Below are 17186 nucleotides of genomic sequence, written 5' to 3'. Positions count from 1 at the left end.
CCTCAAAAATAATCGATCAATGCGCTTGCGACCTTCCTCGGTAGGCGCTAAGGTCGATGATGTTGTCATCGGTTTCTTCTTCAATGCCTGATTTACATGACTCCCAGAAGCTGTCTCTAATGGGTTGTTTCTTATAATTTGTTTCATGGACTGCATTATTTGTCTCCTGACACGTATCACTTTGAATTTCATCTTCCCAACAATGTTGTGCTAACCAATTGGCAGGATATTTCCAAGCAGCAACCCATTGGCCTTGGCTATGCTGTTGTTGATAAAACTGGATTTGTTGTTGTAAAGCCGAATAAATTTGTATTGGCAACTCAGGTGTGAGATTAAGCGCTTGAAATGCTTCCCATGCTTTTTGCTTTGATTTTTTTAGCGGGTACAAATCCCAAAATTTTTCGAATTGTGTTAATAAAAAAATATAATAATTATCTTCTTTTAGAGGTGTGTCGGCTTTTGGAGATTTATCTATGCCGGCTTTTAGTGGGTCTGTCTTTGATAAGCCAGTATTTATAAGGCGTTGCTGATTTTTAGCTGGGTCTAGTTGCTGTGTCTGGTTTAGGTCTAGTTTATTTTGGACGGAATAACCCATTGTAGCTAATTCGCATCTTAAAATTAATTTTAAACCTTCGGATTGTGGTGTAATAAGCCCTGCTCGCCCCAAAGCAGATAAGGCACGGCGTATTTGCATGCGTGAGTAGCTCTCGCTTTTAATGCCTTGATGCGGCTCAATATAAAGTTGCTCTGCTATCGATTGATAGCTGATTCCGCGCTTTATGCCGACTAATCCTGTTTTGACATCCATATATGGCCTTATCCCTCTTAGGTAAGCCAGTTGCTGAAGGTGTGGCATCCCACATAAAGCAGCAAGTTCTTTGTCATTAATTAAAAAATCCACTATTCACTCTCAATCCGTGTACAAATTCGTTATTATTTTTTTTATATGGTATATTTACTATTAACTACTACTTGAATCGTACGATTCGTGTAAATAATTATTTTAATTTACCACCATTCGGTGCGTTGTCAATATATATTTTCACAATATGGGATTAATAGGGTTGGTTAATATGAATATAAAAGAAAAAATTGGTCAAAGAATTCAAGAAGAACGGATAGCAAAAGGATTAACTAGAAAGGCCCTTGAGGAGTTAACTGATGATCTTAAACAATCAAGAATTAGCAATTGGGAGCGAGGTGATAGAACTCCAGGGCCTGAAGAAATAAAACAACTTGCTAGAGCACTAGATATTTCACCTGCTTATTTGATGTGCCTAACCGATGAGAAACGTCCAAAAAAAATTCCAGGATTAGGGTCATTGGTTCCAATGCTCGATCATCAACAAGCCTGCGATCCTAAAGGATTCATTCAAAGGGTTAGGAACGAACATAATTCAGATGAAATAAGCTTTATACCGATTTCTTCTGAGCTTAGTACTCGTCTTGGAGAAAATGCATTTGCTCTAAAAATGAAAGATGAGAGTATGCACCCTGAATTAAGAGTTAATGATATTTTGATTATTGATCCCAATTCTGAACTGCATCCAGGAAGTTTAGTTGCAGCACAGCTTAACGAAGAAAATGAGGTTATTGTACGAAGATATAAACAACTGACCTTATCAAAAGAATTTAATCCATTTGAATTGCGGGCCGAAAATGATAATTGGGGAAATATAAAAATTGATAAAGTAACTGACGCTATAATTATCGGCGTTATTGTGTGTGTTGTGAGGTATACAGGGAGATATTAATACATTTAGCCTCAATTAATTTGATTTACCACTGAAATGTTAACGGATAGTTCTGAGATTTTTTATAAACCACAGAAAAGCTTCTTTAACACGATTATTCATCCGCGGAATAGTACCAAGTGCAATAGGGCACGTTGCATTAACTAACCGCATATGTGCAAAAAGCAAATAGATGGGGAGCAACTTTTCGGTAAGTTCTACTGCTTTTTGTAAATCCTCATTAGAGGACAGCCATCCCTGAAAACAGGTATCATGAAGTATGTGATAGTCTGTGGAGTCCATTGGTACTTTATAGCGATTGCCTGGAATTTTAAGGAAAGCAGCAAGGGAGAAGAATGGATGATTGATAGCCGTTTCACCCAGATCGATAATACTAATTTTTTTTGTGGTGCTACTGAATAACATATTATTCTCGTGGAAATCAGAATGATTAAGACATTCTGGTATCCCATAACTTGAAAGCTCTTGGCATAGTGCCTCTAGACTCATCATTGCATCTTGTAATATCTTAATCTGTGACGTCTCTAATCCATTAACCGTTAAAAAAGATTCATTGCCAACGAGATCTTGATACAAAGTTGGAAATTGTTTAAGGCGCCAGTCTGGCACACCGGCTTGAATAAACACAGCAACATGTGGCACTGTTGCCCTTTGCATAGCATTGTAAACTTGCAGGCCCTGAACTAACAGATCAATCTTGAGATGCCCATCAAACAAAGTGCGCAGTGTTGCATCTCCGCACTCCTTCATTAAAAAGCAGTGTAAATTTTTGTTCTCTGCAATGACTTCTGGGATATCAGTTATTTTGCATAAGTTGCGGTATTTTTGAAGGATATCAACTTCGATAAATAGAGTGGGTGGCGTTTGCTTAAGATAAAATGGACCTTCGGGTGTGCTAATTCTTAAAACACTTGACCAAGGTGTTTGTACGACAATTTCTGTATCAAGCATATTTGAGCCAAGAATATTTTTGGCCCAAAGGATTATTTGATCATGTGAGTGTTGTTTATTTGTCAAAATGGATATCCAATTTGCAATTTGTCGCATCTAATGTTGCCATCTGCCCAATCGGTACAACATACCTGCTTTCTATATGGCCATATGAAAAATTCCTTATACATGGCACATTAATTCGCTTACACCAAAAATCAATAATATCTTCTGTTGTGCCAGCTTGGGCTGAAAAATGCCGGGCTGTACATTCAGTGAAAGTTCCAATAACAACACCTGATAAATTGTTTAATATCCCTGCAACATACAATTGCGAAAACATTCCTTCCACAATGTAAGGCTCAATTCCTACATCCTCAATCAATAATATCTTATTAGAAAAATCTGGTTGATAAGGTGTACCCATGAGATTTAGCAAACACATTAAATTTCCACCGATCAGAGGTGCTGTAACGCTACCATGATTAATGGTTGCTCCTCCATGAATGGAATAGCTTTCTTCATTTAAACAGTGTGTTAAAGTACTTAATATCCTACGATCTATTGCTCCCTCTTTGATATCACTGCAATTGAAACCTGTAAAAGATATGCCCCCAGTTTTAAAATATATCCCTAGCTGCAAAGCCGTAGCGTCACTATAGCCGATTATTGGTTTAGGGTTCTTGCGAATAACATCATAGTCTAGCAAAGGCAAGGTTCTAATAGAGCAGGTGCCACCATTAGTCGTGATTATAGCTGACACATCCGAGTCTTTGAAAAAATTCATGATATCGTCAGCACGCTGCTCATCTGTTCCCGCAGAAAAAAGCTCAGCCTTTTGAATATTTTTACCAATTTTTATTTTAAATCCTTCTTTTTCAAAGTAAGCAATTGAGGCTTCAAGCAGTCCTGGAGAAAGTGGGCTTGACGGGGCAATGAGGCCAATCGTATCGCCTTTTTTTATTGAGTCTCGATTGTCTGGTATCATCTACAAAACCTTTTTCAGGTAATATCGTTTATGCCCCTCTGGGCAACCTTCAAGAATACCAAACACCTCGTATCCTTGTTTCAAATAAAAATCCTTAGCCTGCCAATCAAATGTATCTAAATGCGAAAGACTAGCCCCCATTGATTTGGCTTCAGCCTCAACCTTTCTCAGCAAAAGGTTTCCAAGTTGTTGACCACGATGACGCTCATCAACAAACAAAACATCAATATAGAGCATGCCCCAGCAATACATTAATGAGTTGATCCCGGCTATTACAAGGCCGTTCTCATTCTTGATGTGAAAATTTAAACTCACAAAATCGTTGTCCTGTGTAAACGGAGCGTGGCTTTTATTGAAGGCAACAATTTCATCATCTACAAACTGCGTTTCTTTTTCACTGCTGATAACGATATCGAAGCTCATAATGCCTTCCTAAGAAAAATTCTTGAATGTTCACGCCAATATTTTTTTATCTCGCCCATAGGTTCATAACCATTCTTCAAATAAAATTCTTCCGCTTGAAAGGACCATGTATCAGTTATAGAAAAAACACAGCCATGCTTAACAGCTTCTTGCTCTGCTGCATTTATTAATTTTGTACCATAACCTTGTTTTCTGAGTTTTTCATCAACCCATAACACTTCAACATATACTTGCTCGGTATCAAAATGCGCTTGTATGCCGCCGAAAATCTCGCCCAAGTCATTTTTTAAAAACACTGAAAACTCTTTGTCTCTTGGCTCGACTATTAGGCGTTCATAATGAACAACAAGTCCTTCCACCAAAGCATCATTATCAGCCTGACTGGGGTTGTGATCTACGATTACTTTGTATGTGCTGTTTGGTATTGGCTCTCCATTATGACTATTTTTCTGATTAATCCAATTAGCGATAGACTCCGCAACCTGATTTATTGTCAATCTTGTTGTGTCCAAGGCTTTAACAAATGCTTTGCTATTCCAAGTCACAAGTTGACCCAAAACACTAAAATCCAGTCCATGCCAACAATCATCGAGTAGCACATGCTGCATCCACTGTGGGTCTTGGTGATGCATGCGAAGCCAAGACGACCAATTCAACATGTTTTGATCAAGGCCATAAGTATTACGTTTTTTGAGGCGTTGAATACGTTCGAAATCGCTCACATCCAAAAGACAGAAATTGACTTTATCTATCTGTTTTGCGGAAGGGCATGCCAGTATTTCCCCTAAAACAATTTGACCAAGCAAGCAGGCATCTTTGCCATCGCTAAATAATTTTTGTAGCCACTTCTCGGTGGATTCTTGGCGCCATTTTTTATCAGCAGCGTCGGGTACACCAATATCGTCAAAATCATAAACAGCGATACTATCTCCCAAAAGTTCTTTTAAATTGGGCATTACTGCCGTTTTACCACTGCCACTGGCACCACCTATAAAATATAATTTCATAAAATCTCCCTCGTCTTGTCGGACTGACAAGCTCTCTCTATTGCACCATTCGGAAGAAAAACGGGCTGTAAGTGTTCAAAGCATTGCATCCTGTCGTCACCTCCTTCATCAGACAGAAAGATGTATTCACAATAGTCGCCGATGTCCTGAATAATACGTTCAAAACGATAGTAGCAAATGGCATCCTGATTTATCTTTGTTTGGCCATAGCCCTGATAAAATAGTGATTCCTCTTCAGTCGCGGTTAGACCGCTGTCCCAAATACCAGCGCCGACAAACATCAAATCACGTTCTTTGGGGGCAAAGATGAGGGTATCCCAGTCAACAATATAAAGGGCTCCTTCTTTATCAACAATCAAGTTCCAGCCATGGATATCTGCATGGCATAAAATATATTCGAGGGGCTGTTTTTGGATCGTTGCCGCAAGCTTTTCAGCGCGCTCAACAAGTTTAAGTATTTCGCTACTTTTGGATTTCAGGAACAATGCCATTTTTACAGCAACAGGCTCTTCAAAAACCTCATTTTCAATGCGCATAAGAAATGCTTTGACGGTTTCTCGCCATTTGGAAGAAAATACTTCCCGTGGTGTGCCACTTGTTAGGGCGTTTGGAATATCGGTGCTGTGAAGCTTTTTAATGGCCGCCCCAAATTGAACCCACTGATCTTCTGATAGTTTGGCTTCTACGCCATTACGACCCTCGACATAAGGGTAGAGAATCGCCTTGAAGGATGCCAAGCTTGTCCAAAGTTGCCTTGTCTTGGTTGCAAGAGGCGGGATCACTTGCTTGATACCCAAGTCAGCAAGATATTTAGGAGCTGAAACTGAAGCATCAATAAATTCACCGCGTCGTAACTTTAGAAAGTAATCCACTTGGCTGCTTGTCGTGACCTGATAAACAGCTGTATTGAAATCAGCGCCAAGAGGCAGAAACGCTATCTTTTCCACAGTCAATCCATACGCATCCCGTAAACACGCAATGATTTTTTCATCTTTAAGGCCAGGTTTTGTTAGCATCGTCTTTGTACCCCAATATCAGCACTCATGCTTTCCTCGAATAAATATTGTTTTTAAACAGAGGTTCAAACCCAAGTTTTTGATAGACCCCAAGCCCTGAATCGGATGATTCTAAAAAGCAATGGTATGCGCCTAATCTTTTGGCTTCTGATAGCACATAACGCATGAGCGCGCTAGCATATCCTTTGCCTTGAAACTCAGGCAGGGTACCCACATCGTCTATCCTTGCAATGGTGTTGTCGTGCATTGATAGGATAATTGATGCGATTGGTTTTTCCTGTTTGTATAAGCTGAAATGGCGAAGATTAATATTCCTTTTGAAGGCATTTTCATGAGTGGCTGCATAGATCGAACAAATTTCAAAAGTAGATTCAAATGCGCCTATCAATGGCATCATCCAGTCATTTAATTGATCATCATTCGCTTTGATAATAGTTTCATCATCTAAACTCGCAGTTTGGGCAAATGAAAATTTATCTAAATCCACAACCATTGAAACTGATTTGCTTTTCTGGGGATAACCCATTGTGGTTAAAACATCTGCCATTTGAGGTGTGCACAATTCTTGTGGAATGATCACATCAAAAGAAAGGGTATTCTGGTCGAAAAACTCCTTTCCTTGGATTAAGACTTTATCCAGAGCGTTTGTGTTTTTTGTAATGTAAATAAAATTTAGTTCGGCGCCACCGGTCATGTAGGCATGAGCGCCGTCGCCTGGATCCATGCATTTTGAGGAAATGCCTCTGAAAAAATAATCCTCGGCTTGGCGGTATAAATTTATTAATGGAGCGTTCATATGCCACTCCTATTTTTTGATTCAAATGCGTAAATAACCCAGTCCTCTCCTTTAATAGTTGCCTCAGTTTTAGCAGGTGTTACTGAAATGAATTTTTTAATTGCCTGCAGCCAAAATGAACAGGCTATGTGATTGCCCACTAATACTCTGACTTGCCATTGGCCTTTAAATTGCTCCCATATCTTAAGAACGGCTGCAGTACCAACACCCTGTCGCTTGTATTTTTTCATGACAAAAAATTCAGAAATATCCCAAACCGTCGTATCATCCGAGATAGGGGATCCCTTTTGCACCAAAATAAACCCGGCTATTTTTTTGTCAACGTAAATCAAATAGGGAAAGCGAGTAGACTCTGTCCAATACAAAGGCAGGCGCTCATATCCATAAAAACCATCATCACCAATATCAAAGTCACAAAACTCTGTGAAGTCGTAGGCGTATAACTCTAATAGATTCGCCAACAATGGCTTCTGCTCTATGGTGGCTTTAATTAGTTCTACTTGCATGCTGTACCTCCATTTCGTCAATGAGATTCAAATACTTTTCTATCAAATCTTCGACGGCATTTATCGAGAAGCTGGGGCAATAACGCGGGTATTCGCGACCTAAGCCACAGGAACGTTTTTCTAAAAGTTCTATGTCATATTCAATCATGTCCTCTATATCAAATTTATCGCCATACTTTTCTTCGCTATGAACCCCAAGGCCTCCATCATAAAGCGACCCATTGGGTAAACGTATAAGAACGTGCCAGCACTCTTCAGATTTTTTAACCATAATAAACACGATATTTACTTTTTCAGTAAATTTCAGATTCCATAGCTTGAAAAAAGCATTGGCAAATGGACCACATGGACCAGAATTAATGGCTGGTTCACCAAAATTATCACCGGCTATTTTGACGTATCCATAGAGTTTGTTTATTTCACCAGATAGCTCCCCAAGATAGGTGTCGAGGGTTTTAGTATTTGAATCTTTATTCATCAATTACATCCTCAATAATTCTTTTTTGTATAAGTGCCTCAGGGCTGTTTTTATCTGCTATCTGGCATAATTCAAAAGTTGCCTTCCATAAGGTCCAGGCTTTTGCGCGAAGCCAAGTGTCCTCATCTAAATCCATCTCTTGGACAAAGATGTCGCGTGCCTTTCCTTTAAGGAAAGTCCATGCGATCACCAGATCGCAAGCAGGATCACCTAAAGCCACACCGCCAAAATCGATAATAGCGGACAGTTTGCTATTTTTAAGCAGCATATTACCGATCGCAAAATCGCCGTGAATCCATACAGGAGGTTTATCCCATTTTGTCTTGCAGGCACGTTCCCACAGATCTATCGCTTTACCCTCTTTGATAACAGTTGATAGCTCTGAAATTTGTTCTCGGGCACCTTTATCGTAAACACTGACATGATCGCCACGCCACCAATTATGCTGGCCTGGAGCCGGTCCATCGACATCATCGATGTTTTGTAACTCTTTTAAAAACTTTACTAAATCAAATGCAAGCTTTTCTAGGCAATCATGATTCAAAACGAGAAGGTTAATACTCACTCCTTCCAGCCATTTGTAAATGGAGAATGGGTATGGATAATCTTGTGAAGCAGCACCCATTTTAATTGGAACAGGAATGCTGACCGTTAAGTGGGACACTAGCTTCGGTAATAAGGCTTGTTCTTTAGGAACTTTCAAAGCATAAGATTCCGCAGTTGGCATGCGGATTAACCTGTCCGGCCCTAAACGATAGGTACGATTATCATGCCCTTGTTTTTCAACTGATGTAATGGGTAAATGAGCATATTCTGGAAATTGCTCAGCTATGAGCTTATGCGCAAGATCAGGTGTGATGTTGAATGGTTGATCGGCGTTGGTCATAACACTACCTCCATCACAGTTACAGGATTCGATTTAAACTCATCCATGCCGATTTTTTTCCAACCTAGGTGAGTGTAATAGTCAGTAATAGTTGGATCAAATGTAAAAAGATATAATTTGTGAAATCCTAGCTCAGCGGCTTTGTTTGTGATGGCATCAATTAACATCTTGCCGATCCCTTGTTTTTGATATTTTTGATCAACCACCAAATCACCAATCCAAGGTCCTAAATCTGGCCGAATGCCACCATTTAATTCCAATGTGCAAGAACCTACAGGAATTTCACCATCTAGTGCAATGTAAGTCAGTGGCATATCTGGTTTCAGCTCTTCATAATACAAAGATTCAATTTCTTCAATTCCAATCTCTGGCATCCAGATTTTACCTAAAACCTCATGCCATATTTCTGCGCATCTTGGTATGCTCGCTGGGTGGTTTTTAAGTAGGTCAATAGTGATCATAATTTACCTTCAATAATTTTAATGACTTCAGGCATGATGGTTTGTAAGCGTAGAATCGTGGCTAAAGTTTGATTCACTTGTTCAATGCCCATGGCTTTATGTTCAGAATTGCCAGAAACACAGGAGCGTTCGATGTTATAAACCAACCAGCCAATCCAACTAAAAGCGCCATAACAAGCAGCGACAACATGATCCTTATTGATAACGCCACCAGCTTTTTTGTATGCCTCAATCATTTTAAAAAAGAGATCCTTGTCAAAGGTACTTGTAATTCCGCTCCAATAAAATGCTGTGTTGATAATGTCATAAGTGGGATTGATTTTGCAGGAAGATTCCCAGTCGATTAGGATTGGATTATTGCTCCTGTCCCACAAAACATTCTTCTGATCCAAATCACCATGGCTGACGATAATATGTGTTTTTAGTGTCGGTATTGAATTTTGATAAGCTTCATTAGCCGCCAATATATTTTTCTGATTTTTCCGTAAATTTGCAGCAAAAGGGCACACAAACTTTACAGCCTTGTCAAATAGTTCAAGAATCTTTTGGTTTGTGTGAGTATAAAATTCTGGCTGGGTGATCTCAGGTTCATCCAAATTAAGACAGTGCATTTTGGCGAGGATAGTGGCTATTTTTAGGGCGTGATGTTCTGAAACGGCGTGTTGATCTAATGCTTTTGCATTAACCCATGGGTACACTAGAAAACCAGTTCCGTCTATCATAAAAAGATATTTGCCAGATTGTGCAATTGCACAGATGCCTGGGATGTCATGGGCTACAAAGCGTGATGCAAGTCTTTCGCTCAATTCATAATTTTTAATGACTTGCTCATTTTTCAGATTAATGTCTTTTGATAGCTGCTTTACCGCATAAGAGCCTTTATCTGTATCAAGACGCCACATTTTGTGGAGTAAGCCGCCGTGTACTCTTGTGGGCACTTGAATGGGCGCCCCAAGGTTAAAATGATGGCAAATTGCTTTGATATGATTATTATTCACAGACAGATAACGTCTAATCAATAAATGATGTGGTTTACCAGCGCCAGAAACATCGCCAGACATTACAAAGTCAGCAATATGCTCAAACCCCGCCCTCATGTAGACCTTTTTTGCTCTAGGATTATCGCTAGCAGGGTCGATTATAAATGTATCCGCTGATACGTCGAAGTCTTTTCTGAAAAAATCAAGAAATTCTGATAATGTTTGGGCGCCATAGCCTTTGCCAAAATAATTTTTATTCCCGATCATGTAATCGATACCGTAAGTATGGCCTGTTTTTGAAAGGTGATTTAATTTAATGTCATCAATATGATCTTCTGCTGTTTCTTGGATAGTCATCAGCATTGCGAATGGATGACCATCACAGCTTGCTATCCAATAAACATACTTGCCGTCTGCATAAGATGAAGGTGTAATACGTCCATCAATAAAATTTAAGATATCATCCTTATGCCCCTGTGTGTTATCCCAGAACTCTTGAACGTTAGGTTCTGCAAGCCAGGCAAAAATTGTATCGATATCACTTGCATTGACTTTTTTAAACTGTAGGTTCATTGTTTTTTCTCCAGATACAATTTCATCCCTTCATGGCTAGCTTCAAAACCCAATTTCTCATAGAATTTTTTTGCTCTTAAGCGTTTTTTATTGGTTGTTAATTGAATAATTGAGGCGCCTTTGGATTTCCCATAATTGATTGCAGCACTCATCATCCATTCACCAATTTTTTGACCTCTAAATTGTTCAGAAACCCTTACAGCTTCAATCTGCATTCGAGTTTGGCCTGTAAAAGTAAGTGATGGCATGATCGTTAAATGACACGTCCCGATAATTTCATCGTCGTTTTCTACAATCATCAAGTATTGATTAGGGTCAATGTCTATCTTGTAGAACGCATCAACGTAGCGCTGATCTAACACTGACTGCTTGTTTTCTCGTGTTTTTCCAAGCTCATCTTCAAGGAGAAAAGTCACGATCAAAGGCAGATCATTTATATTGGCTTTGCGGTATCTGATGTTTAGTGGATCAGATTTATTGCTCATGTGTTCCACCGTTATTATTTTTTAACTTGAATGCATATTCTAAAATGTTTACTGCTGCCTGAACTGCGGACAAAGCGCTGACATCTAATTCCAACAAATGTGGATGGTCTACGTGAATGAGTTGCTCTCTTTGATGTACGTCTTGAGGATCAACTGATTTCCATCGCGCTCTTCTAGAGGGATCTGTAATACGTCTTAGATTTTCTTCTTCTGAGATAAGTAATTTTACAGGAATAAAGATCGAGTTGCGTTTTAATGCCATAGTTTCTACTTGTATGTAGCAATCCCGATCGCCTTCATTTTCATATAGGCAATTGGTTAAAACGTAATTGTGATTTTGTTCCATAGCGATGAAATCAAAAACAGCAGTGCGAATGCGCCCTATGGCATCCCATCCAAACTCAGGGATTTTGCTAAAGCCGTCGTAATTTAGCAATGCAAAAATTGGATTGTTGATGAGTTGATTATCGCAAACAATAAATCCATTTTTTAGCAATTCTTGGCTAATTGTATATTTCCCAGTGCCAGGATGGCCAAACAAGTAGATAATGTAAGTACTTTTTTGTTTTATCATCCATAGTTCATTTGTATCTGGTTGTAATCCTATTTTCTTAAAACCTGCTTTTTCATAGGATCGAATTGCCTCAAGATTGGTACTTTCAGGATCAGCAAAAATATGGGTATATGAAGCCGCATATTGGTTTAAGAATGCTGTAATTGCAGATGCACCAATGCCACGGTTCAAATAATCTGTCTCGCCTATCAACACATCGAAGGCTGCAAGACATTGAGGCAAGCCTTGAAGTGATTTTGAGCGAGGAAAATCATACGCATTATAGAGTTGAATATAGCCCACAGGTTTCTCATCAACACAGATAATATAAGGGTTAATGGATTTAGGAGTACCATGAACTAGCTTATACCCTTTGACATAATTGGCATATTTTTTAGAAATCAATTCATTCGTCCAATGGACATCCTGGTCCCACCATGTTTTCACATGCTCTGCTTCAAGCCACTTCAAAAGTAGGGGAAAATGTGATTCAGTTAGTTGCGTGAACGTAATCTTCATAAGCTATTTTATCTCTTCAACTCGTATTCAAACTATAAGATAGGTCAAAAATTGGCCTATCTTGTTTTTTACTACAGCTAACTATTATATCATGAGGCCTTAGTATGGCTCATCTCAGAAGAAGAACATTTAAGGCGTATCACTGAACCGTCCAGAAGAGTGAGATGGAAATCAATTGATCCTCAGGATGTATACCAAACAGAGCAACTCATCACTATAGAGCATCCGCATTTATTAGAATTAGATGTGAGTCAATTGTCTGCCGCACAAGTAGCAGAAAACATTTTGAAACATATACAGAGATTAACATAATGAATATACATTTTGAAAAAGCCAACTTAAATCATCTCGATATTATTTTCGGTTGGCTTACAGAGCAATTTGTTCAAGAATTCTGGGACAACACACAGGGCCATAAAGATGATATTTTAAATTTCGTGAATGACCGAAAAGAACCTTCAGACTATTGTGACGGAAAATATGTTTATTGGATAGCGAGCTCTGATGGACATCCTTCTGCAATGCTAATGACAATTCAGGCAACGACTGAAGAGAATATCGACGAAATTAAACGTAAAACCCTACAAGATAACCATATCAAAAACCATTTAGAAAAGATCATTCAATGTAAATTTTCTGCAAAATAGTTTGAATTGAAAAAATGGAGCATCTGTTTTTTGTATAATCTACGAACAGAGTAATATGAGTTTAACTACGCCAAGATATCTTACCCTGTATCACATTGTCCCCTATTGAAGAGGTTTACCATGCATGTTGTTTTATTATTAGGGTCATCAACCGCAGGAAAATCATCACTGTGCAGAGAGTTGGTTTTAACACACGGGTGGAAATCTTCCAGCATTGATGAAGTAGTGGGTAAGATTGTTAATCTGAGTCCGAGTGATCTAAAGTTATTAATGTTTGAGAAACTTGATAAATCGGATGTTATACAAAACCTTCAAACACTAATGACTGAAGAGGAAATTTTAACATTATGTGGTAGAGGTGTTCTTACCATATCAAAAGGAAGTCATCTAATTACGGCTCATCAATTCCCTAATCCCTCGCTTCCTAACCTCGAAAACGTCCTAATAAAAGCGGGATTTAAGGCCGAAGGGACCAAACTGGCTAAAAATTTACGTCTTGTTACCGAAATTGGTGATGCTATGGTGAGGCTTTATGATGAGGTGTTCGATAAAGGTAATTCTGGGGAATCCATTGTTATTGATCTTGTACCAAACCCAGATGGTAGTGCCAAAGAATGTTTAGAGTATTTTCAAAAGCGTGCTCAACAATATTGTGAAGAAAATCCAAATGAAGCGTTAACCACATCTGTAGTATTTGCTTACTGTCCTATGCAGAAATTAAGTGAACGTATTCAAGAACGAAATCGTAAAGCGGACATCGATAATCCTATGGATAAACGGATAGGATTATTTCCCTTTCATCAGTTAGCAACGTTAGTCACGGCAGATAAATTATTTGATGATTCTTCTGAGCATATTCTCTCAAGAAATGAACTGTTTTATATGGTCAATAAACATGCCAATACGGATAAAAATGGTGATCCATTATTTTTAGAAAACCCTGTTGACCCTGACGTACTACAACAAAGTTACGACGAAGAAATTCAGATAGTAACTAACTCAGACAGTGTGGTCAAACTGCAACTTAACGATGATAGGCTGAAATTAACCTCTGATGATTTACCACGCATAGGCTCTAAAAAAACCATTGAGGAGTATAGTAAGCTGGCCAATCGGTTTGGTTTTTTTGAAAATCAAGAACGTGCTTCGCTCAATATTCCAGAAGGAATAGACTTTGATGCTGTTATTAATACTGCAAAAGGAAATCCTACTACGCTGGCTAACGAATTTTTAGAGAAATGGGAAAAAAGTAAAATATCATCTGAACGTGTTTCAACACTATAAAGCTGTGCATATTATTGCAATATTTTAATACCGCCACTTAAATATAAAAAAGAAAAGGAAAAGTCTTTCTTGATGGAATTAAATCGAACCAAAAATGGACATTAAACAGTCCGATTCGTCATTTGAACCAAGCCTGGCCTCTATAACCTTAAACCATATAAAAAATGAGGCAGGCTATTTTTGAACATTGTTTCAAGGAGTTTAAAAAAAATAGACTATTATATTAATAAGTATACAAATATAGACAAATTAAAATGACAATTAATATAAGAAGTCAATTAAAGGATCTAATCGTAAAAAGATTAAATGAAACTAAAGAGCACTTGAAACAAGAATTTTTCCTTGAGCATCATATAAAAGTTGCCCGTCACTTTACACTTGATAATCTTCTTCCAACTGAAATTGCTGAGAGAATATACACTAACTTTCCTAAACCAAGCCAAATGCATCTATTAAATATTCCTGGAAAATTAAAGTTGAAATATAGCCACTTAAAAGATGTATCCAGTTTATTGCAAGATATTAATTTTGCGATTCAAGACCCTCAAGTTGTTGCTTTGATTGAAGAGATAACAGAGATTAAAAACCAAGTTCCTGACCCATCACAGTATGCTGGTGGAATTAGCACATTACTTAAAGGATATCGTCTTAATCCTCATTTAGATAATTCGCATGATGTGGACAGAAAACACTATCGAACGGTAAATGTACTCTATTATCTGTCTCCTAATTGGCGACTCGAGAATGGTGGAAATTATGAACTATGGGATAAAGAAATTAAAAATCGCATTATTGTCCCTAGTCTTTTTAATCGCCTGCTTGTGATGGAAACAAATCGAACATCTTGGCATGCTGTTAATCCGGTTCTATGTGACGCGCCTCGATGTTGTGTGTTTAATTACTTTTTTTCTGAGCAATCTCCTGAAGGCGAAGAGTATTTTTTCAATGGAAATTCATTTAGAGCTCGACCTGAACAAAAAATTCGTCGTGCAATTGAACGTGTCAAGAATACATTCATAAGAAGATGAGGCTTTATCAATGCAACTTGATACACACTAGGAAGCATTGAGCGATGTTGAGAAAAGGAACAAATAAATGTTATTGGCTTTGGTTGTTCTTTTGGGTGCTATTATCGTCCTCTTTTCAGAGGAGTTTATCAAATCCTTTAAAAAGCTATGGGCAATAAAAGGAGCTAAGTTACTTCTGCCACTGTTTGCTGCTTCTTGGTTTATCTATACTTTTGATTTTTGGTTTTTGTGGGTAATCTTTTATTTGAGTGAATTTTTGCACTTTATACTGACCTTTTTAATAAGGCTTATGCCTTTTCAGCAAGGTGCAAAATCCGTAGCATTAGTCATCTTATTAATTTTCTTTTCTGTTGTTCCTGTGCTGATTATTGATTTATTTACTCGAAGGAAAAACTATAAGGGTTATCAATACCCTTATATAACAAGTACAATAATCTGGATATTATGCGTTGCTCTATTAATAATAGTCTAATTGTCTTAGCTCTTTGCCTAAGAAATTTTTAAAGAATAAGTGAATAAACAAGTAAGAGAACTCGCTGAGTTTTAATCGATTTTAATCGAATCATCACCACTTTTTTGACCTAAAACATTTAATACATAGTCCCAAATTTTACTTGACACATTAATTCGCTCCCCATCAGAGGGGTTAAGATGCAAATCGATATAGGGAAAGCTATTGCTTTCAATAATTCCAAATTGTTGCTTATGCCATGGAAGAGAAATATCCTGACAAATAAAATCAAGGCCTGTAAGTGGTATATTTAGCATTTTATGTACTCTTTCCAATAACAGTTTGTTCTCTGGGTGCATCAAATCGGTAACGTTACTAATTTTTGCACCACTACCCATAGTCACTTTTTTTGAAATAAAAATTTGTTGTCCATTGTTTAGTACCGTGTTAAGAGTAACTCCCTGGACTTCTAAGTTTTTCGTCAAGTAAGTATCTGGGTTGGTTTTAAACAAGAGTTTGCCACCCTCTTCTTTCCCAGTAGCTTTATTTTTTTTAGCAATTAATTCTTGGAGAGTACAGACACCATTACCAATAACGCTGCCAGGTTGGCGCATAACACAAGCTATTAATGATTCATTAATAATCAATGACCGATATACATTACCAGGAATGTGTTGCTCAACCAGTACGCGAAAATCAACTTGTTTTACTATTTTAATGGCATCTTCTAATTCCTTTGGTGTTTGAATATTACATAAGGCATGAATACTTAGGGAGGCGGATACTGGTTTTACAGCAAGAGGAAATCCTAATTTAATGCCGTACTTATAAGCTTTTTTACTGGAAATAAAAGCCATCCCTACAGGACAGGGTATTTTATTGTTTAATAACTTTTTTTTAAAAATCCATTTGTTGTCGTATTTGATATCATTATCAAAAAACTGATTTTTTTGATAAATAAGGGAGATAGGGGTCTGCGTAAAATAATATTTTTTTGTATTGAGTACCAACATGAAATACAACGTATGTAAGTTCGACTCCTTAAAGTTGTATAGTTCTAAACCCCTTGTATGCGCTTCATCCCATAGTGCAAGTACGCTATTATTAAATTGGTTCCTATCAATGATATTGGTTTTGGTAAATAAATTTAATTTTTGAAAAATATTAATGGATGCCCTATTTAATAGATTATCGAATCGTAAAAAATCATTCTCTGAGAGGAGAAATATTTTAGATAAAACATAGATCAATGGATTGAATATACAATAATCGAATATACTAAAAAATTTCCTTCTAACATGACAGCGTTTTTCAGGATAGCAATGCTCACAATTTTTATCATCCATCACCGTATACTCCCTTATAGGTATGGTGTCATCTCAAAATGTAATAACACTTTTATTTAAATCCGTCTTCCCGAC

Annotated in this window: 20 protein-coding genes; 5 read left to right on the top strand and 15 right to left on the bottom strand. The window is 37.7% G+C overall.

What is annotated here, in order from left to right; genetic code table 11:
* Positions 1–16: 16 nt before the first annotated feature.
* Complete coding sequence (locus tag AB3348_RS11300) at positions 17–901, bottom strand: hypothetical protein (RefSeq protein ID WP_367607711.1); 885 nt, start codon at positions 899–901, stop codon at positions 17–19.
* A gap of 172 nt (positions 902–1073) precedes the next feature.
* Between AB3348_RS11300 and AB3348_RS11295 the strand changes: the two genes are divergently transcribed.
* The gene (locus tag AB3348_RS11295) at positions 1074–1754 is read left to right on the top strand and encodes a helix-turn-helix domain-containing protein (protein WP_367607710.1); all 681 of its coding nucleotides are present in this window, start codon (positions 1074–1076) and stop codon (positions 1752–1754) included.
* Between the two features lie 39 nt (positions 1755–1793).
* Here AB3348_RS11295 and AB3348_RS11290 read toward each other — a convergent pair whose 3' ends face one another.
* From AB3348_RS11290 to AB3348_RS11230, 13 genes are read right to left on the bottom strand one after another with little or no spacing between them, the layout of a single operon-like run.
* A complete protein-coding gene (locus AB3348_RS11290) occupies positions 1794–2705 on the bottom strand; it encodes a phosphotransferase (RefSeq protein WP_367607709.1) in 912 nt (303 codons plus the stop codon).
* Between the two features lie 55 nt (positions 2706–2760).
* The gene (locus tag AB3348_RS11285; protein WP_367607708.1) at positions 2761–3672 is read right to left on the bottom strand and encodes an LD-carboxypeptidase; all 912 of its coding nucleotides are present in this window, start codon (positions 3670–3672) and stop codon (positions 2761–2763) included.
* On the bottom strand, positions 3673–4095 hold the full coding sequence (locus AB3348_RS11280) for a GNAT family N-acetyltransferase (RefSeq protein WP_367607707.1): 423 nt from the start codon (positions 4093–4095) through the stop codon (positions 3673–3675).
* Positions 4092–5102 carry a GNAT family N-acetyltransferase gene (locus AB3348_RS11275; RefSeq protein WP_367607706.1) on the bottom strand — a complete coding sequence of 337 codons (1011 nt, stop codon included), beginning with the start codon at positions 5100–5102 and terminating at the stop codon, positions 4092–4094. Before AB3348_RS11275 ends, AB3348_RS11280 begins: the two co-directional genes overlap by 4 nt.
* Positions 5099–6118, bottom strand: a complete 1020-nt coding sequence (locus tag AB3348_RS11270) for a phosphotransferase (protein ID WP_367607705.1) — start codon at positions 6116–6118, stop codon at positions 5099–5101. The genes AB3348_RS11275 and AB3348_RS11270 overlap by 4 nt, the downstream gene beginning before the upstream one ends.
* A 25-nt stretch (positions 6119–6143) precedes the next feature.
* On the bottom strand, positions 6144–6914 hold the full coding sequence (locus tag AB3348_RS11265; protein WP_367607704.1) for a GNAT family N-acetyltransferase: 771 nt from the start codon (positions 6912–6914) through the stop codon (positions 6144–6146).
* The gene (locus AB3348_RS11260; protein WP_058491807.1) at positions 6911–7420 is read right to left on the bottom strand and encodes a GNAT family N-acetyltransferase; all 510 of its coding nucleotides are present in this window, start codon (positions 7418–7420) and stop codon (positions 6911–6913) included. The genes AB3348_RS11265 and AB3348_RS11260 overlap by 4 nt, the downstream gene beginning before the upstream one ends.
* The gene (locus tag AB3348_RS11255) at positions 7401–7898 is read right to left on the bottom strand and encodes a hypothetical protein (protein ID WP_367607703.1); all 498 of its coding nucleotides are present in this window, start codon (positions 7896–7898) and stop codon (positions 7401–7403) included. Before AB3348_RS11255 ends, AB3348_RS11260 begins: the two co-directional genes overlap by 20 nt.
* Entirely contained in the window at positions 7891–8784 is an 894-nt protein-coding gene (locus tag AB3348_RS11250; RefSeq protein ID WP_367607702.1) for an aminoglycoside phosphotransferase family protein, read from the bottom strand. Before AB3348_RS11250 ends, AB3348_RS11255 begins: the two co-directional genes overlap by 8 nt.
* Entirely contained in the window at positions 8781–9245 is a 465-nt protein-coding gene (locus AB3348_RS11245) for a GNAT family N-acetyltransferase (protein WP_367607701.1), read from the bottom strand. The genes AB3348_RS11250 and AB3348_RS11245 overlap by 4 nt, the downstream gene beginning before the upstream one ends.
* Positions 9242–10798 carry a GNAT family N-acetyltransferase gene (locus tag AB3348_RS11240; RefSeq protein ID WP_367607700.1) on the bottom strand — a complete coding sequence of 519 codons (1557 nt, stop codon included), beginning with the start codon at positions 10796–10798 and terminating at the stop codon, positions 9242–9244. The genes AB3348_RS11245 and AB3348_RS11240 overlap by 4 nt, the downstream gene beginning before the upstream one ends.
* Positions 10795–11283, bottom strand: a complete 489-nt coding sequence (locus AB3348_RS11235; protein WP_045096624.1) for a GNAT family N-acetyltransferase — start codon at positions 11281–11283, stop codon at positions 10795–10797. The genes AB3348_RS11240 and AB3348_RS11235 overlap by 4 nt, the downstream gene beginning before the upstream one ends.
* The gene (locus AB3348_RS11230; RefSeq protein WP_367607699.1) at positions 11273–12355 is read right to left on the bottom strand and encodes a GNAT family N-acetyltransferase; all 1083 of its coding nucleotides are present in this window, start codon (positions 12353–12355) and stop codon (positions 11273–11275) included. Before AB3348_RS11230 ends, AB3348_RS11235 begins: the two co-directional genes overlap by 11 nt.
* Before the next feature lie 311 nt (positions 12356–12666).
* Here AB3348_RS11230 and AB3348_RS11225 point away from each other — a divergent pair, with 311 nt between their 5' ends.
* The 4 genes from AB3348_RS11225 to AB3348_RS11210 all read left to right on the top strand — a co-directional run bounded on the left by AB3348_RS11225 (position 12667) and on the right by AB3348_RS11210 (position 15786).
* Positions 12667–13002 (top strand): hypothetical protein, encoded by a 336-nt coding sequence (locus tag AB3348_RS11225; protein WP_367607698.1) that lies wholly within the window; start codon positions 12667–12669, stop codon positions 13000–13002.
* A gap of 120 nt (positions 13003–13122) precedes the next feature.
* Complete coding sequence (locus tag AB3348_RS11220; RefSeq protein ID WP_367607697.1) at positions 13123–14286, top strand: hypothetical protein; 1164 nt, start codon at positions 13123–13125, stop codon at positions 14284–14286.
* Positions 14287–14540: 254 nt separating this feature from the next.
* Positions 14541–15314 (top strand): 2OG-Fe(II) oxygenase, encoded by a 774-nt coding sequence (locus AB3348_RS11215; protein ID WP_367607696.1) that lies wholly within the window; start codon positions 14541–14543, stop codon positions 15312–15314.
* A 67-nt stretch (positions 15315–15381) separates the two neighbouring features.
* Entirely contained in the window at positions 15382–15786 is a 405-nt protein-coding gene (locus AB3348_RS11210) for a hypothetical protein (RefSeq protein ID WP_058491773.1), read from the top strand.
* Between the two features lie 71 nt (positions 15787–15857).
* On the opposite strand, the gene AB3348_RS11205 is transcribed toward AB3348_RS11210, so the two are convergent.
* Positions 15858–17111, bottom strand: coding sequence for a hypothetical protein (locus AB3348_RS11205; protein ID WP_367607736.1), 1254 nt, complete (start codon positions 17109–17111; stop codon positions 15858–15860).
* Positions 17112–17186 lie beyond the last annotated feature (75 nt).

Source organism: Legionella sp. W05-934-2, from assembly GCF_964199965.1.
Lineage (GTDB): Bacteria > Pseudomonadota > Gammaproteobacteria > Legionellales > Legionellaceae > JAFIFT01.
The sequence above is the reverse complement of the archived record's forward strand: the minus strand, read 5'-3'. Positions and strand labels throughout refer to the sequence as shown.

What these genes read in the sequence shown, in the direction of transcription:
- AB3348_RS11255 (WP_367607703.1), bottom strand. Translation starts at nt 7,898, where the DNA reads ATGAATAAAGATTCAAATACTAAAACCCTCGACACCTATCTTGGGGAG.
- AB3348_RS11230 (WP_367607699.1), bottom strand. Translation starts at nt 12,355, where the DNA reads ATGAAGATTACGTTCACGCAACTAACTGAATCACATTTTCCCCTACTT.
- AB3348_RS11245 (WP_367607701.1), bottom strand. Translation starts at nt 9,245, where the DNA reads ATGATCACTATTGACCTACTTAAAAACCACCCAGCGAGCATACCAAGA.
- AB3348_RS11275 (WP_367607706.1), bottom strand. Translation starts at nt 5,102, where the DNA reads ATGAAATTATATTTTATAGGTGGTGCCAGTGGCAGTGGTAAAACGGCA.
- AB3348_RS11270 (WP_367607705.1), bottom strand. Translation starts at nt 6,118, where the DNA reads ATGCTAACAAAACCTGGCCTTAAAGATGAAAAAATCATTGCGTGTTTA.
- AB3348_RS11240 (WP_367607700.1), bottom strand. Translation starts at nt 10,798, where the DNA reads ATGAACCTACAGTTTAAAAAAGTCAATGCAAGTGATATCGATACAATT.
- AB3348_RS11260 (WP_058491807.1), bottom strand. Translation starts at nt 7,420, where the DNA reads ATGCAAGTAGAACTAATTAAAGCCACCATAGAGCAGAAGCCATTGTTG.
- AB3348_RS11210 (WP_058491773.1), top strand. Translation starts at nt 15,382, where the DNA reads ATGTTATTGGCTTTGGTTGTTCTTTTGGGTGCTATTATCGTCCTCTTT.
- AB3348_RS11220 (WP_367607697.1), top strand. Translation starts at nt 13,123, where the DNA reads ATGCATGTTGTTTTATTATTAGGGTCATCAACCGCAGGAAAATCATCA.
- AB3348_RS11295 (WP_367607710.1), top strand. Translation starts at nt 1,074, where the DNA reads ATGAATATAAAAGAAAAAATTGGTCAAAGAATTCAAGAAGAACGGATA.
- AB3348_RS11290 (WP_367607709.1), bottom strand. Translation starts at nt 2,705, where the DNA reads ATGCTTGATACAGAAATTGTCGTACAAACACCTTGGTCAAGTGTTTTA.
- AB3348_RS11280 (WP_367607707.1), bottom strand. Translation starts at nt 4,095, where the DNA reads ATGAGCTTCGATATCGTTATCAGCAGTGAAAAAGAAACGCAGTTTGTA.
- AB3348_RS11225 (WP_367607698.1), top strand. Translation starts at nt 12,667, where the DNA reads ATGAATATACATTTTGAAAAAGCCAACTTAAATCATCTCGATATTATT.
- AB3348_RS11265 (WP_367607704.1), bottom strand. Translation starts at nt 6,914, where the DNA reads ATGAACGCTCCATTAATAAATTTATACCGCCAAGCCGAGGATTATTTT.
- AB3348_RS11205 (WP_367607736.1), bottom strand. Translation starts at nt 17,111, where the DNA reads ATGGATGATAAAAATTGTGAGCATTGCTATCCTGAAAAACGCTGTCAT.
- AB3348_RS11285 (WP_367607708.1), bottom strand. Translation starts at nt 3,672, where the DNA reads ATGATACCAGACAATCGAGACTCAATAAAAAAAGGCGATACGATTGGC.
- AB3348_RS11235 (WP_045096624.1), bottom strand. Translation starts at nt 11,283, where the DNA reads ATGAGCAATAAATCTGATCCACTAAACATCAGATACCGCAAAGCCAAT.
- AB3348_RS11215 (WP_367607696.1), top strand. Translation starts at nt 14,541, where the DNA reads ATGACAATTAATATAAGAAGTCAATTAAAGGATCTAATCGTAAAAAGA.
- AB3348_RS11250 (WP_367607702.1), bottom strand. Translation starts at nt 8,784, where the DNA reads ATGACCAACGCCGATCAACCATTCAACATCACACCTGATCTTGCGCAT.